11 protein-coding genes are annotated in these 13,562 nt (G+C 61.5%); 4 read left to right on the top strand and 7 right to left on the bottom strand.

Annotated elements, in window-relative coordinates; translation table 11 throughout:
* Position 1 precedes the first annotated feature (1 nt).
* The 5 genes from sapD to CWM54_RS03115 form a co-directional block, all read right to left on the bottom strand.
* The gene (sapD, locus tag CWM54_RS03095) at positions 2–994 is read right to left on the bottom strand and encodes a putrescine export ABC transporter ATP-binding protein SapD (protein WP_061154892.1); all 993 of its coding nucleotides are present in this window, start codon (positions 992–994) and stop codon (positions 2–4) included.
* A complete protein-coding gene (gene sapC, locus CWM54_RS03100; protein ID WP_008807805.1) occupies positions 994–1,884 on the bottom strand; it encodes a putrescine export ABC transporter permease SapC in 891 nt (296 codons plus the stop codon). The genes sapD and sapC overlap by 1 nt, the downstream gene beginning before the upstream one ends.
* Complete coding sequence (gene sapB, locus CWM54_RS03105; RefSeq protein ID WP_061154890.1) at positions 1,871–2,836, bottom strand: putrescine export ABC transporter permease SapB; 966 nt, start codon at positions 2,834–2,836, stop codon at positions 1,871–1,873. The genes sapC and sapB overlap by 14 nt, the downstream gene beginning before the upstream one ends.
* Positions 2,833–4,476: an ABC transporter substrate-binding protein SapA gene (gene sapA, locus CWM54_RS03110; protein ID WP_061154889.1), complete on the bottom strand. Its 1,644-nt coding sequence runs from the start codon at positions 4,474–4,476 to the stop codon at positions 2,833–2,835. Before sapA ends, sapB begins: the two co-directional genes overlap by 4 nt.
* Positions 4,477–4,807: 331 nt before the next feature.
* Entirely contained in the window at positions 4,808–5,716 is a 909-nt protein-coding gene (locus CWM54_RS03115; protein WP_165785874.1) for an SDR family oxidoreductase, read from the bottom strand.
* Between the two features lie 107 nt (positions 5,717–5,823).
* Between CWM54_RS03115 and CWM54_RS03120 the strand changes: the two genes are divergently transcribed.
* Complete coding sequence (locus tag CWM54_RS03120) at positions 5,824–6,666, top strand: helix-turn-helix transcriptional regulator (protein ID WP_100695921.1); 843 nt, start codon at positions 5,824–5,826, stop codon at positions 6,664–6,666.
* On the opposite strand, the gene CWM54_RS03125 is transcribed toward CWM54_RS03120, so the two are convergent.
* Positions 6,621–8,951 (bottom strand): helix-turn-helix domain-containing protein, encoded by a 2,331-nt coding sequence (locus CWM54_RS03125; protein ID WP_100695923.1) that lies wholly within the window; start codon positions 8,949–8,951, stop codon positions 6,621–6,623. The two genes, CWM54_RS03120 and CWM54_RS03125, sit on opposite strands and share 46 nt — an antisense overlap.
* Before the next feature lie 171 nt (positions 8,952–9,122).
* Here CWM54_RS03125 and CWM54_RS03130 point away from each other — a divergent pair, with 171 nt between their 5' ends.
* Both CWM54_RS03130 and CWM54_RS03135 read left to right on the top strand, forming a co-directional pair.
* Complete coding sequence (locus tag CWM54_RS03130; RefSeq protein ID WP_100695925.1) at positions 9,123–10,292, top strand: M20 aminoacylase family protein; 1,170 nt, start codon at positions 9,123–9,125, stop codon at positions 10,290–10,292.
* Positions 10,293–10,317: 25 nt separating this feature from the next.
* Positions 10,318–11,709 (top strand): MFS transporter, encoded by a 1,392-nt coding sequence (locus tag CWM54_RS03135; RefSeq protein WP_100630914.1) that lies wholly within the window; start codon positions 10,318–10,320, stop codon positions 11,707–11,709.
* Here CWM54_RS03135 and pspF read toward each other — a convergent pair.
* On the bottom strand, positions 11,700–12,689 hold the full coding sequence (pspF, locus tag CWM54_RS03140) for a phage shock protein operon transcriptional activator (protein WP_165785875.1): 990 nt from the start codon (positions 12,687–12,689) through the stop codon (positions 11,700–11,702). The two genes, CWM54_RS03135 and pspF, sit on opposite strands and share 10 nt — an antisense overlap.
* A gap of 152 nt (positions 12,690–12,841) precedes the next feature.
* Between pspF and pspA the strand changes: the two genes are divergently transcribed.
* Positions 12,842–13,510 carry a phage shock protein PspA gene (gene pspA, locus CWM54_RS03145; protein WP_061154884.1) on the top strand — a complete coding sequence of 223 codons (669 nt, stop codon included), beginning with the start codon at positions 12,842–12,844 and terminating at the stop codon, positions 13,508–13,510.
* The last annotated feature ends 52 nt before the right edge of the window (positions 13,511–13,562 follow it).

Here is a 13,562-nt window from a genome sequence, read left to right on the forward strand (position 1 = left end):
TTCACTCTTTCTCCATGTTCAGCGGGAAATGACAGGCGTACAGATGGTTGCGTGCCCCGGTAAGACGCGGTGTTTCAATACACTCGCGCTGGGCGTAAGGGCAGCGCGGCCCCAGCCGACAGCCGATGGGCAACTGCTCCAGCAGCGGGATCGCCCCCGGCAGGGTGTTGAGGCGGCTTTTATGTGGCATGGCGCTGCCAAAATCCGGGATCGCACGGATTAATGCCTGAGTGTACGGGTGATGCGGGAGGGTGATCAGCTCTTCACTCGGGCCGCTCTCTACCGTCTGTCCGCAGTACATGACGTTGATTTTATCCGCCCATTTGCTGAGCATCTGCAGGTCGTGGCTGATCAGCAAAATAGTGGTGTTGTTATTCTGGTTGAGCCGCGTCAGCAGACGAATAATCTGCGCCTGGGTGGTGGGTTCCATGGCATTGGTGGGTTCATCGGCGATCAGCAGACGCGGCTGGTTGGCCAGGGCGATGGCAATCATCACCTTCTGACACTCACCGTCGGTGAGCTGATAGGGGAAGCTGCGCATCGCGTCTTTGTGATCCTTAATGCCGACGCGGTGCAACAGCTCTATCGCCCGGCGCTTACGCCAGCCCAGCCGTTGCCACCAGCGGCCCTTATAGGTCCAGCCGGGGATACTCTGGATCAGCTGCTGGCCGATGCGCTCAGAGGGATCAAGACAGGACTGCGGCTCCTGGAAAATCATCGACACGTTGTGGCCGATCAGTTTGCGCCGCTCGCGGTTCGACAGCCGCAGCAGGTCGATATCATCGAAACGCATGCGGTCGGCGGTGACCCGCCAGTTGTCTTTGGTCACCCCACAGATGGCTTTGGCGATAAGGCTTTTCCCGGAACCGGATTCGCCCACCAGGCCGCGGATCTCGCCTTCAGTCAGGGTCAGACTGACGCGATCGACGGCTTTCACCCAACCTTCGTTGGTTCTAAATTCGATAGTTAAGTGACGAATATCGAGTAACGGCATTATTGTACCCCGGCAATGATCGCCCGGCGAATACCGTCGCCCAGCAGGTTGACCAGCAGTACGCTGAGCATAATCGCGGCCCCGGGCAGCATCACGGTCCACGGTGCGACATAGATAAGCTCCAGCGCATCGCCCAGCATGGCTCCCCATTCCGGTGAAGGCAGCTGGGCGCCGAGATCAAGAAAGCCCAGCGCGGCAATATCCAGAATGGCCATCGACAGGGCGCGGGTGATCTCGGTCACCAGGCCAGAGGCAATATTGGGCAGAATGGCAAACAGCAAAATGTTCAGCGTCGACGCCCCGTCGAGGCGAGCGGCGATGATGTACTCTTTCTCCAGCTCGTCGTGGACCAGGCTGTAGACGGAACGCACCATGCGCGGGAGCAGCGCCAGCCAGACGGCGAACATCGCATGGCTGAGGTGCGGCCCGGCGAACGCGACGACGATAATCGCCAGAAGCAGCGAGGGAATAGAGAGCAGGGTATCGAGAATATGGTTCATCACCGCCGAGCGCAGGCCGTGAGTCGACCCGGCAATCACGCCCAGCACCAGGCCAAACAGCGTCGCGCCGAGGGTGACGACGAAGGCCCCGCCGACGGTCGGCGCCGCGCCGCTCAGCAGCCGGCTCAGCACATCGCGGCCCAGGTCATCGGTCCCCAGGAAGAAGGAGACTTCGCCATAGCGCGACCACGACGGCGGCAGCAACTGATAGCCAAGGAACTGCTGATCGATACCATAGGGGGCGAACCAGCCGCCGAAGACGCAGAGCAACAGCAGACCCGCGCAACCGTACAGGCCGATCATCGCCGTGGTGTCACCATAGAATTTACGCCATACGGTGCGCAGCGCGCCGGGCGGACGCTTTTCCAGATAAACGCTATCGTAGGGCATACCATTCCTTATGTTTCAGCGGGTTAGCCATGGCACCGAGGATATCGGAAATCACGTTGACGATAATAACCAGTGCGCCAATCACCATGACGCCGGCGGAGATCGCCGCGTAGTCCTGCTGGCGGATCGCGTTGATCAGCCAGCGTCCCAGTCCGGGCCAGCTGAACACCATCTCGGTGATCATCGCCAGGGTGAGCATGGTGGAAAACTGCAGGCCGAGGCGCGGGATCACCGGCGGCAGGGCGTTGTGCAGTACATGGCGCAGTAAAATTTTGCGTCGCGACACGCCGCGGGTGGCAGCCGCTTTGACATAGTTGGTGTCATACACCTCGCTGGTGCTGATGCGCATCAGGCGGATCACCTCGGTGGTGGGGGCCACCGCCAGGGTCAGCACCGGCAGCACCATATGCCGCGCGGCGCTGACGATCATCTCATGGCGCCATGGCGAGTCCGAGATCCAGGCGTCAATCAGCGCAAAACCGGTGACGGTTTTCACCTCATACAGCAGATCGAAGCGGCCAGAGACCGGAAACCAGCCAAGAGTCAGCGAGAAGAAGAGGGTCAGCAGCAGCGCCAGCCAGAACACCGGGATCGAGAAACCAACCAGCGCGATGGCGCTGATCAGCGTATCGGGCCATTTATTGCGCATTACGCCGGCGATCATGCCCACCGGAATGCCAATCAGCAGGGCAAAGCCGAAGGCGAGGATGCACAGTTCCATGGTCGCCGGGAACACGTCGCGCAGCTGTTCGGAAATCAGCTGGCCGTTAATGCTGGAGACGCCAAAATCCCAGTGCAGCACCCCTTGAAACCAGAACAGCCACGCATTCCACAAGGAGGCGCCCTGTAGCGGCGCATGAGGGGTGAAATAACTCAGGCTGAAGCCGATAAAGGTCAGAAAAAAGAGGGTGACCAGCAGCAACAGCAGACGACGCAGGGTAAAAATAATCATGGTTTTTTCACCTCTTCGGTTTTCTCCCGCGATACGCCAGCGAACGAAGCGTTACCGAAGGGGCTCAGCACGAGGCCTTTCATATCATAGCGATAGGCCTGCAAACGCAGCGAGGAGGCCAGCGGCAGGACCGGCAGTTCGCGGGCGAGGATCCGCTGCGCCTCTTTGTAAGCGTCCATCCGCGAGGAGAGCTGTTGCGAGAGCAGCGCTTTTTGCAGCACGTCATCAAACTCCCGGTTACACCAGTGGGCAAAGTTGGTTTGTGAGGCGATCGCCGCGCAGCTCAGCAGCGGCCGGAAGAAACTGTCCGGATCGTTGCTGTCCGTCGCCCAGCCGGAGAGCGTCAGATCATGGTTCATGTCCATCAGGCGCGCTTCCTGGAAGCGCCCCTCCACCGGCACAATAATCACTTTGACGCCAATCTGCGCCATATCCGCCTGGATAAGCTCCGCCGTTTTCAGCGGGCTGGGGTTCCACGCCTGCGAGCTGGTGGGCACCCACAGCTTGAGGGTCAGGTTTTCCAGCCCCAGGGCCTTCAGGCGCGTGCGGGCCTCCTTGGGATTATATTCGGTAATCTTAGCGTCGTTATCATAGGCCCACGAGGCGCGCGGCAGCATGGATGCCGCCGTCTCTGCGGTGCCGTAGTAGATGGACTGCATCAGGCGCTGGTTGTTAATGGCCAGCGCCAGCGCGTGGCGCACCTCGGGGTTATCCAGCGGCGGCTTGGCGGTGTTGAAGGCCAACCAGGCAATGTTCATTCCCGGGCGCAGCGTCAGGCGCAGGCGCGGGTCGTCGCGCAGGATCGTCAGCTGGCTGGCGGCGGGCCAGGCCAGCACGTCGCATTCCCCGGTGAGCAGTTTCGACAGTCGGCCGGTACCGCCAGAGCCGAGGTCCACCACCACCTGCGGCATCAACGGTTTGCCGCGCCAGTAGTCGGGGTGACGCTGCAGACGGATATATTGCCCGGAGCGGTACTCGGACAACTGGAACGGACCGGTACCGACCGGCTGGCGATCCAGCTGCTCCTGGCGGTCGTCTTGCGTTAAGCGGGCGGCATATTCGGCAGAGGTAATCGACGCATAGTGAGTGGCCAGATGCCAGAGGAACGAGGCGTCCGGCCGCTTGAGGCGAAACTCCACGGTCTGATTATCCAGCTTACGCACACTCTCCACGCTGTCAGCAAACTGCAGACTGTCGAAGTAGGGGAAGCTGCTGCCGTTGACGTTGTGCCATGGATGGTCGCGGTTAAAAATACGGCCAAAGGTAAAAATCACATCATCCGCGTTGAAGTCCCGCGTCGGGGTAAACCATGCCGTGCGTTGAAACGGGACATGGCGGCGCAGGTGGAAGCGGTAGGTGGCGCCGTTATCGAGGACTTCCCAGCTCTCCGCCAGCTCGGGGACCAGCCGGTAGGTATAGGGATCGACGTCAAGCAGACGATCGTAGATCTGAGCGGCCAGCGTATCGACAATCAGGCCGCTGCTGACTTTCTGCGGATTAAAGGTATTCACCTGGCCGCTGACGCAATAGACGAAACCGCTGTCGCGGATATCGGCGCGGTCAGGGAGCACAGGGGCGGCAAAGGCCTGCCCACACAGCAGGGAAACCGCTGCCAGGAGAGATGACAATTTCAGGCGCATATTTTCTGTTTGATTATAGAGTTGAACTCTATCTTATTAAGATTAATAGACATTCACCACCGCCTTCAATAAGCCTGAGGGATAATGCGGTCACCGGGAGCGTATAGTATTCAGTCAATTGATTAAAATAGTAGCGGAACCGAGTCTGTATATTGAAACATGGTAACTTTTTATCGCCGATATCGCCAGTCAGGTCTGTTTGGCCGCGGTTTGCCAGACGATGAAACAGGCGCTGACGCCGTGGAGATATATTCAGTATAGCGGGGAGAGAGCAGAGGGGCTGACGGGCAGCGGGCGAGCCCGTCAGGAAATAAGCAGGGGCCGTGCCTGTTTATTGTGACAACGTCACTTTTTGATAATCCATATGTCGCAGGTCCTCCAGCAGCCCGGGGCCAACCGGCTGCCACTGCAATCGCTCACGGGTCCATGCGGAGCTGGCGCGCAGATCGAGGGCGGTAAATGGCGCAAACCAGCCGAACCAGGCGTCGACCTGCGACTCATCCAGGTGGGTCAGCGGCAGGTTTAATCCCTGAGCAATTACCGCAGCAATATCCCGTAACGCGATCCCCTCTTCGTCCACCGCATGATAGCGCTCGCCGGCCGCGCCCTGCAGCAGGGCGCTAACGTACAGTCGCGCGACGTCTTTGACATGGGCGGCGGACCAGCGATTGCTTCCCTCGCCGCGCAGGGCCACCGCCCCGTTGGCGACCGCGCGTTCGATATAGCTGGTCAGTAGCCCCTGACGCACGGTGTCATGCACCTGCGGCAGGCGGACCACCCGGACATCCACTCCCGCTTCCAGCAGTTGCTGACCGGCGAGTTCAGAGGCGGTGCGCGGGCTGGGGTGCCCTGCGTTAAAGAACGACTCCCGGGCCGGGACGCCGCTCCCGTCGTCGCCCATTAGCGTGCCGGAGGTGATGATCAGTGGCCGCGCGCTGCCTTGCAGCGCCCGACCCATGGTCAGGATCGCCTGGCGGTCTTTCTCGCAGTTGGCGGCAAAGCGGCTGAAGTCGTGGTCGAAGGCGGTATGGATCACGGCGTCGGCGCCCTCGACGCCGGCCAGTAGCGAGTCCGGGGCGTCCAGCGTGCCGCGGTGCACCTCGACGCCATGCGCCTTAAGGGTCTGCGCTGTGGCATCGCTGCGCGCGAGGCCGATAACCTGATGGCCCGACGCCTGCAGGGCCGGAAGAATACGTGAGCCGATAAAGCCGCTCGCACCGGTAAGAAATATACGCATCATGGATCTCCTGAACGGGTTTCAGGCGTATCCTACCCGCGATGCCATACTATAAAAGTAGAGACATTATCGGGGTATAAATTCTAACAGGCAGATCCCACAGGCAGATGATGAACACTTCTGACAACCATGCTTTAGGCGATTTTCTCCGCGCCCGGCGCCAGCGTCTCGATCCGGTGACGTTTGGCTTCCCGGCGGGACGTCGGCGCACGCCGGGATTGCGTCGCGAAGAGGTCGCGCAGCTCGCCAGTATCAGCCCGACCTGGTATACCTGGCTTGAACAGGGGCGCGGCGGGGCGCCCTCCCGCGAGGTGCTGGAGCGGATCGCCTGCGGTCTGCGGCTGACCACCCCGGAGCGCGAACACCTGTTTATTCTCGCCTTTGGCCATCCGCCGCAGACGCGTCTGACGGTGACGGATGATATGACGCCGCGGCTGCAGCGGGTGCTTGACGCTTTTACCATTCCGGCGATTATCCGCACCGCCAGCTGGGACGTCATCGCCTGGAACGCGGCGGCGGCCAGGGTGCTAACCGACTACAGCCAGCTACCGCTGGCGGAGCGCAATGTACTGCGTCGCCTGTTTACCCGACCTGAAGCCCGCAGCACGCTGGAAGACTGGCAGACGGTGGGGCAGCTTATCGTCAACGCTTTTCGCGCCGACGTCACCCGGATGGGGGCGACGGCGGAAACTGACCAGTTGATCGCTGAACTCACGCAGCAGAGCGTTGAGTTCGCCCGTTTCTGGCAAAGCCATGACGTCGCCGGCCACGGAGAAGGCTATAAGCGCATTCACCACCCGCAGATGGGCCCGCTCGATCTGGAGTTCACCTCTTTTGCCGTGGAAGGCCGCCCCGATCTTTCGCTACTGGTCTTTAATCCGGCAACGACGGAAAGTCAGCGGAAAGTTCACGGTTTGCTTGCGGGGGCGGGATCCTCGCCTGGTGAGCGCTGAGGCGTAAATTCGTACAGCGCCAAAGCGTTGCTTTCCAGCGAGTCGATCCGCAGCCAGTGTCCGTCGAGCCGGGCATCTTCCACGCTGAGCGCCGGACGGGCCTGATGCATCAGCCACTGGTAATCCTCGGCGTCAGGGCCGCTGCGGCTGCGAAAGGCGTCGACCAGCGGGAATAACGCGCCATGATGCTGATCGAACAGGTGCTGTTTGACGCGCCAGCCGCCCTCCAGACCCTGCAGCCGCACGCTGTAGGGCTGGCTGAAGCGCTGGATAAAGGCCGCTTCGCTGGAGAGCCAGGGATTGTAGACCACCGTATTGCGCAGCAGCAGCTGGTAGTGCCCCTGGTGGTGAAGCAACAGCAGGTTTTTATCCTGAAACAGGATCTCGCCGCGTAGCCGCCGCCAGAGCCACAGTACCCAGTAAACCGGGCGAGGCAGCCCGTGCAGATAGTGCAGCGCCAGGCTGGAGGTATCGAGCTTCCCGTTAGCGCGGGCTTCGCCCTGGAGGCCTGAATTTAACCAGAAGCCCGCCAGCCAGACCTGGTCCGCCACCCCCAGCAGATTATCCATCAACAGCGCGCCGCGAAAAAAGCGGCCGTTGGTATCCCGCGTATCGCCGGTCAGGGTATTCCAGGAGAGCAGCCACAGCGGCAGGTTAAGCTGTCGCTGGCGCAGGGCGCTGTGGATCTGCCGCAGCTTATGCAGCGGATAATGTTCGCTGGACGCCAGGCGGCTGCTGTCTGCCTGCGCCAGATCCAGCTGTTCGTTGGCATCTGCCTGGCAGGCGAGAAAATCCGCCTCCGCCAGCAGCGGTGAGTGAAACAGCGGATCGTTCCCGGGATCGCTGGGTGCAAAGCGGTGCCAGATCCCCAGCTGCGGCTGCGGCAGCAGGCGGTGAAGAACCTCGCGCTGCTGCCGCCAGGCCGCCTGGCGGGCCGCTTCGCTGGCCTGTGGCGACCAGTGCCAGACAAAGCGCCAGCTGTTGAGCGTGGCCGGCGGAAAATGGTTGGCGGCGAGCAGCAGAAACCGCTGCAGCAGATCGCTGCGGGTGGTGACGCCGGTGTGAAGGATCACGTTCCAGCCCATCGCCGCCAGCCAGCTAAAAATCTGCTGCAGATTGTACCAGCAGGCGTAGCCGGCCATCTGCGGATCGTCCCAGCCGGTGCCGAACAGCCGGCTGCTGAGAAAGGGATCGTTGATATCGATGGCATACACCGGCAGGGCGCGGTGCAGCTGCTCCAGTTCCCGGCGCACATCCTCCCGTAGCAGGTCGTCCAGCTCGCGCACGGTCACCACCATCCGGGTATGGCGCAGCACAGCGGCGCGCGCCGGGCGATCGTGCAGGTTGATCTCTCGGGTCTGCGGCGGATTGATCGGCAGCGGGGGACTTTCCCGGTCGCGTGGTTCCGGTTCATTGAGGCGAGCATAGAGCCGGTCGACAGCGACCGGCTGCCAGCGGTCGGCCTGCGGCGGACGCGGCCGGGCAAGCTCCCGGGGATGCTGTTCACGATACTGGCGCGGCGTCACGCCGTGCTGGCGCTTAAACAGATCGCTCATCATACGGGTACTGGCGAACCCCTGTTCGCGGGCGATTTGCTGGGCGGGTTTGCGGGTGGTCAACAACTGATCGGCGGCGTGGCGCAGGCGCAGCGCGGTGAGATACTGAACAAAACTCACCCCGACCTCTTTGTGAAATAAGCGTGACAGCCAGGCCTCGGAGACAAATTCCGCTGTCGCCACCTCCTGCAACGAGAGGCGGCGCTGATAGTTGGCATCGATCCGCGCCACCACGCTGGCGATTCGCCGGCTCCAGTTCTCCGCCCCACGGCGCGGCGTGGAGGCGATGGGTTGGCTGAAGCGCGTGGCCAGCAGGAGCGCTATCTCACTCAGCCAGCGATTGGCCTCCAGCCGGTAATGGCCGGGATGATTGACGAGGCCGCTCACCAGCAGCTGGCGCATCAGGCGGCGCAGGCCGTCCTCCGCATCCCGGGTGCGCGGCGTTATCTGATAGTCGACAGCAAAAAAAACGCTATCAAGGCGGGTCAGCCAGCTGGCGGAAAGGGTCAGGAACATCACCGCGTTGGCCCCGTCGCCGCACAGGCTCCAGCGACGATTGCGGTTAACGATCGCCAGCCCGTCGGCGGCGAGCGGCTGCGCAGCGTCGGCCTCCGTCAGCGTCACAGACCCCTCCAACACCCACAGCAGCGTCAGCAGATCGCTTTCCGGCTGGTTTAACTGACGGACATCGCGCACGGTAACGCTAAAGTCGCCTGAATGCTGCTCCACGTGACACTCCTCCGAAGACAAAAAACAACCCGTCATTTTTTGTCATAACTGATATGTATGAAAAACAGTCATTGATTTCTCGTCAATATAAAACAAAAAAGCGCGCCTGAAAGCTGTTTCACCCGCATAAACTCGAAAGTGTCGTGCAAACACAACACAGGAATAACAAAAATGACACATCCGTTGCTTGAAGCCTTGCAGGTCAACGAGGCGCAATTTATTGCCCTGCGTCGCCAGTTCCACCAGCAGCCGGAGATCGGCTTTGAAGAGCATCAGACCAGCAGCGAGGTCGCCCGACTGCTTGGCGAGTGGGGATACGAGGTTCACCGCGGCCTGGCGGGCACCGGAGTGGTGGGCACGCTGCGCGTCGGCCACGGAAAAAAACGACTCGGCCTGCGGGCGGATATGGATGCGCTGCCGATGCAGGAGCGGAGCGGTAAGCCCTGGGCAAGCCAGGTCGAAGGGCGTTTCCACGGCTGCGGCCATGACGGGCACACCACCACGCTGCTCTACGCGGCAGAATATCTGGCGCGCACCCGCCAGTTTACCGGGACGCTGCAGCTGATTTTCCAGCCCGCGGAAGAGTTGCTGTACGGCGGGCGAGTGATGGTCGAGGACGGTCTGTTTGACCAGTTCCCCTGCGATGCCATCTTTGGCCTGCACAATATGCCGGGTCAGCCGCTGGGCAAGATCGGCCTGCGCGACGGGGCGATGATGGCCTCCTCCGATACGCTGCATATTGAGGTGAAAGGCGTTGGCGGCCACGGCGCGGTACCGGAGCATACCGTGGATGCCACGCTGGTCGCCTGCCATATCACCCTCGCGCTGCAGTCGATCGTCTCGCGCAATATCACCCCGTTCGAACCGGCGGTGGTCACCGTCGGCAGCATCCAGGCCGGACACGCGCCCAATATCATTAACGATCACGTGCTGATGAAGCTCACGGTGCGCACCCTCAATGAGCAGGTGCGCGAGACCGTGCTGCAACGGATCCATGATATCGCCGTGGCTCAGGCGGAGAGCTTCAACGCCACGGCCACGCTGACGCACGTCAACGGCAGCCCGGTATTGCGTAACGATCCGGCGGCCAACGCGCTGGTGCGGGAAGTGGCGACGTCGCTGTTTGGCGCAGAGCAGGTGGGCGAGGTGAAGCCGTTTATGGGCAGTGAAGATTTTGCCTTCATGCTGGAGCAGCACCCGCATGGCAGCTATTTCACCATCGGCGCCGGCGATGAGCCGGATCGCTGCATGGTCCATAACCCGGGCTATGACTTCAACGACGCGCTGTTGCTGACCGGGGCGGCGCTGTGGTGCGGTCTGGCGGAACACTATCTGCGTTAATCACCGGAAACAGGAGGGCCATGCGATGAGCACTGTCACCGTGAGCGACACCCCCTTTGTCGGCAGCGATCGCCTGCTGGTGGGGATTGTGCTAAGCGTTTTAACCTTCTGGCTGTTTGCCCAGTCGGTGATTAACGTGGTGCCGGCGATGAAAAGCAGTCTTGATATCTCCCTTGAAACCTTAACTCTGGCCGTCAGCCTTAGCGCGCTGTTCAGCGGCTGTTTCGTGGTCGCCAGCGGCGGCCTGGCGGACAAGTTTGGCCGGATGCGGATGACCACCCTCGGACTGGGGCTGAGCATCGTCGGCAGCGCCATGCTGGTGGTCGCTCAGGGACCGGGGCTGTTCCTGGCCGGCCGGGTGCTGCAGGGGCTGTCGGCGGCGTGCATTATGCCGGCGACGCTGGCGCTGATTAAGACCTGGTATGAAGGGCGTGCGCGGCAGCGGGCGGTCAGCTTCTGGGTCATCGGCTCGTGGGGCGGCAGCGGTCTCTGTTCCTTCGTTGGCGGGGCCATCGCCACCGGGCTCGGCTGGCGCTGGATCTTCGTCTTCTCTATCGCCGTCGCTCTGCTGGCGCTGTTTTTGCTGCGCGGTACGCCGGAGAGCCGCAGCGCCAGCGCCAGCCAGCATAAGCTGGACGTCGGCGGTCTGCTGAGCCTGATTGCCGCGCTGGTGCTGGTGAATTTGTTTATCAGCAAAGGCCACGGCTGGGGCTGGAGCAGCCCGCTGTCGTTGACCATGCTGGTCGGGGCGCTGGCGGCGGGAGCGGTATTTATCCGTAACGGCATGCGCAAAGGCGAGGCGGCGCTGATTGATTTTGCGCTGTTTCGTAACCGGGCCTACGGCGCGGCAGTGCTGTCGAACTTTCTGCTCAATGGGGCGATTGGCACCATGATGATCGCCAGCATCTGGCTGCAGCAGGGGCACCACCTGACGCCGCTGGAGAGCGGGATGATGACCCTCGGCTATCTGGTAACCGTCCTGGCGATGATCCGGGTTGGCGAGAAGCTGCTGCAGCGCTATGGCGCCCGGCTGCCGATGATGGCCGGGCCGGTGCTGACCGCCATTGCCATCGGCCTGATATCCTGCACTTTTCTCGATAAGGCGCTGTATATCGGGGTGGTGTTCGCCAGCAACGTGCTGTTTGGTCTCGGGCTGGGCTGCTACGCCACGCCGTCAACGGATACGGCGGTGGCCAACGCGCCGGAGAACAAAATCGGCGTCGCCTCGGGGATCTACAAGATGGGCAGCTCGCTGGGCGGGGCGATGGGCATTGCCGTGACGGCGTCACTTTTTGCGCTGTTTTTACCGCTGGGCATGGCCCATGCCGCCCAGTATGCCCTGTGGTTCAACGCCGTCTTATGCCTGGGGGCGATGGCGGTGAGCGCGCTGCTGCTGCCGCGCACCTCTCACAGCTGATGTTTTTTCAGTAGCGCGCGGAGCTGATGATAGGTTAACCCCAGCAGCTCCGCCGCCTGCTTCTGATGGTACTTCGCCTGCTCCAGACTCCGCTGCAGCAGGCGTTTTTCCTGCTGGAGCTGAAAATCGCGCAAATCCAGCGGCAGGGCGGGCAGATCATCGCCGGACGCGGCTTCCGGGGTGGGAGCGGTAGTCTGGCGGAAAGGATTAAGGATAATCGCGTCCAGCTCATGCTCGCTGTCGCCGTGGCGATACACCGAGCGCTCGACGACATTCTTCAGTTCGCGAATATTGCCCGGCCAGCGGTAGCCGAGCAGCGTTGCGGTCGCCCGCTCGCTAAAGCCGGGAAACAGCGGCAGGCCAAGCTCGCGGCACATCTGAATGGCAAACTGGTTGGCGAGCAGCATGATGTCGCTCTGCCGTTCGCGCAGCGGGGGGAGCTGCACCACGTCGAAGGCCAGACGGTCGAGCAGGTCGGCGCGAAAATGGCCTTCCTCTACCATCTGCGGCAGATCGGCGTTGGTGGCGCACACCAGCCGGACGTTGACCTGCAGCGGCTGGCTGCCGCCTACGCGCTCCAGCTCGCCATATTCAATGACTCTTAATAGCTTCTCCTGCACCAGCATCGGCGCCGTCGCCAGCTCATCGAGAAACAGCGTCCCGCCGTCGGCGCGTTCAAAGCGCCCGGGATGGCGCTTGCTGGCCCCGGTGAAGGCCCCAGCTTCGTGGCCGAACAGCTCCGAGTCGAGCAGATTGTCGTTCAGCGCCGCGCAGTTCAGCGAGATAAACGGCCCCTGCCAGCGGCTGGAGAGGTAGTGCAGACGGTTAGCGATAAGCTCTTTCCCGGTGCCGCGCTCACCGATGACCAGCACCGGTTTATCCAGCGGGGCCAGCCGGGAAACCTGTTCCAGCACCTCGAGAAAGCTGTTGGCCTCGCCCAGCAGATTATCCTTGTACTGCGCCATGATGAATTTCGCCATTAAGTAGTGTGATTAACCAGGTGACTGTAGCAATACCTTGCACAATTCGCAACCACTCTGTTTAAAATCAATAAGATAAAAAGTTGGCACGCCATTTGTATTAGCTAAGCCACAGGTGAATACCTGAAACCAGAACTATGAGGATTGAAATTATGGGTATTTTTTCTCGTTTTGCCGACATCGTGAACGCCAACATCAACTCCCTGCTGGAGAAAGCGGAGGACCCGCAAAAGCTGGTGCGTCTGATGATCCAGGAGATGGAAGACACGCTGGTGGAGGTGCGTTCGACGTCGGCCCGCGCGCTGGCGGAAAAGAAACAGCTGTCCCGTCGTATTGAGCAGGCGGTCGCCCAGCAAGCGGAATGGCAGGAAAAAGCCGAGCTGGCGCTGCGTAAAGAGAAAGAGGATCTGGCCCGGGCGGCGCTGATCGAAAAACAGAAGCTGACCGACCTGATTGCTCAGCTGGACCACGAAGTGCAGCTGGTGGATGAAACGCTGGCGCGCATGAAAAAAGAGATTGGCGAGCTGGAGAACAAACTCAGCGAAACCCGCGCCCGTCAGCAGGCGCTGGCGCTGCGCCATCAGGCGGCGAGTTCGTCCCGCGATGTGCGTCGCCAGCTGGACAGCGGTAAACTGGATGAGGCGATGGCCCGCTTTGAATCGTTTGAGCGCCGCATCGATCAGATGGAAGCGGAAGCGGAGAGTCACCGCTTTGGCAAGCAGCAGACGCTGGATCAGCAGTTTGCCGAACTGAAAGCAGACGACGAAATCAGCGATCAACTGGCGGCGTTGAAAGCCAAAATGAACCAGTCGAACCAGTAAGTACGATTGCGCGGCGCGGCGTTGCGCCGCGGCTCACCCCCTGTAAGGAGTA

Origin of the sequence: Klebsiella sp. D-Nf1 (genome assembly GCF_002810515.1) — a bacterium.
Lineage (GTDB): Bacteria > Pseudomonadota > Gammaproteobacteria > Enterobacterales > Enterobacteriaceae > Klebsiella > Klebsiella variicola.

Coding starts and splice junctions, on each gene's coding strand:
- sapD (WP_061154892.1), bottom strand. CDS start 994: ATGCCGTTACTCGATATTCGTCACTTAACTATCGAATTTAGAACCAAC.
- sapA (WP_061154889.1), bottom strand. CDS start 4,476: ATGCGCCTGAAATTGTCATCTCTCCTGGCAGCGGTTTCCCTGCTGTGT.
- sapC (WP_008807805.1), bottom strand. CDS start 1,884: ATGCCCTACGATAGCGTTTATCTGGAAAAGCGTCCGCCCGGCGCGCTG.
- pspA (WP_061154884.1), top strand. CDS start 12,842: ATGGGTATTTTTTCTCGTTTTGCCGACATCGTGAACGCCAACATCAAC.
- CWM54_RS03120 (WP_100695921.1), top strand. CDS start 5,824: ATGAACACTTCTGACAACCATGCTTTAGGCGATTTTCTCCGCGCCCGG.
- CWM54_RS03130 (WP_100695925.1), top strand. CDS start 9,123: ATGACACATCCGTTGCTTGAAGCCTTGCAGGTCAACGAGGCGCAATTT.
- CWM54_RS03135 (WP_100630914.1), top strand. CDS start 10,318: ATGAGCACTGTCACCGTGAGCGACACCCCCTTTGTCGGCAGCGATCGC.
- sapB (WP_061154890.1), bottom strand. CDS start 2,836: ATGATTATTTTTACCCTGCGTCGTCTGCTGTTGCTGCTGGTCACCCTC.
- CWM54_RS03115 (WP_165785874.1), bottom strand. CDS start 5,716: ATGATGCGTATATTTCTTACCGGTGCGAGCGGCTTTATCGGCTCACGT.
- pspF (WP_165785875.1), bottom strand. CDS start 12,689: ATGGCGAAATTCATCATGGCGCAGTACAAGGATAATCTGCTGGGCGAG.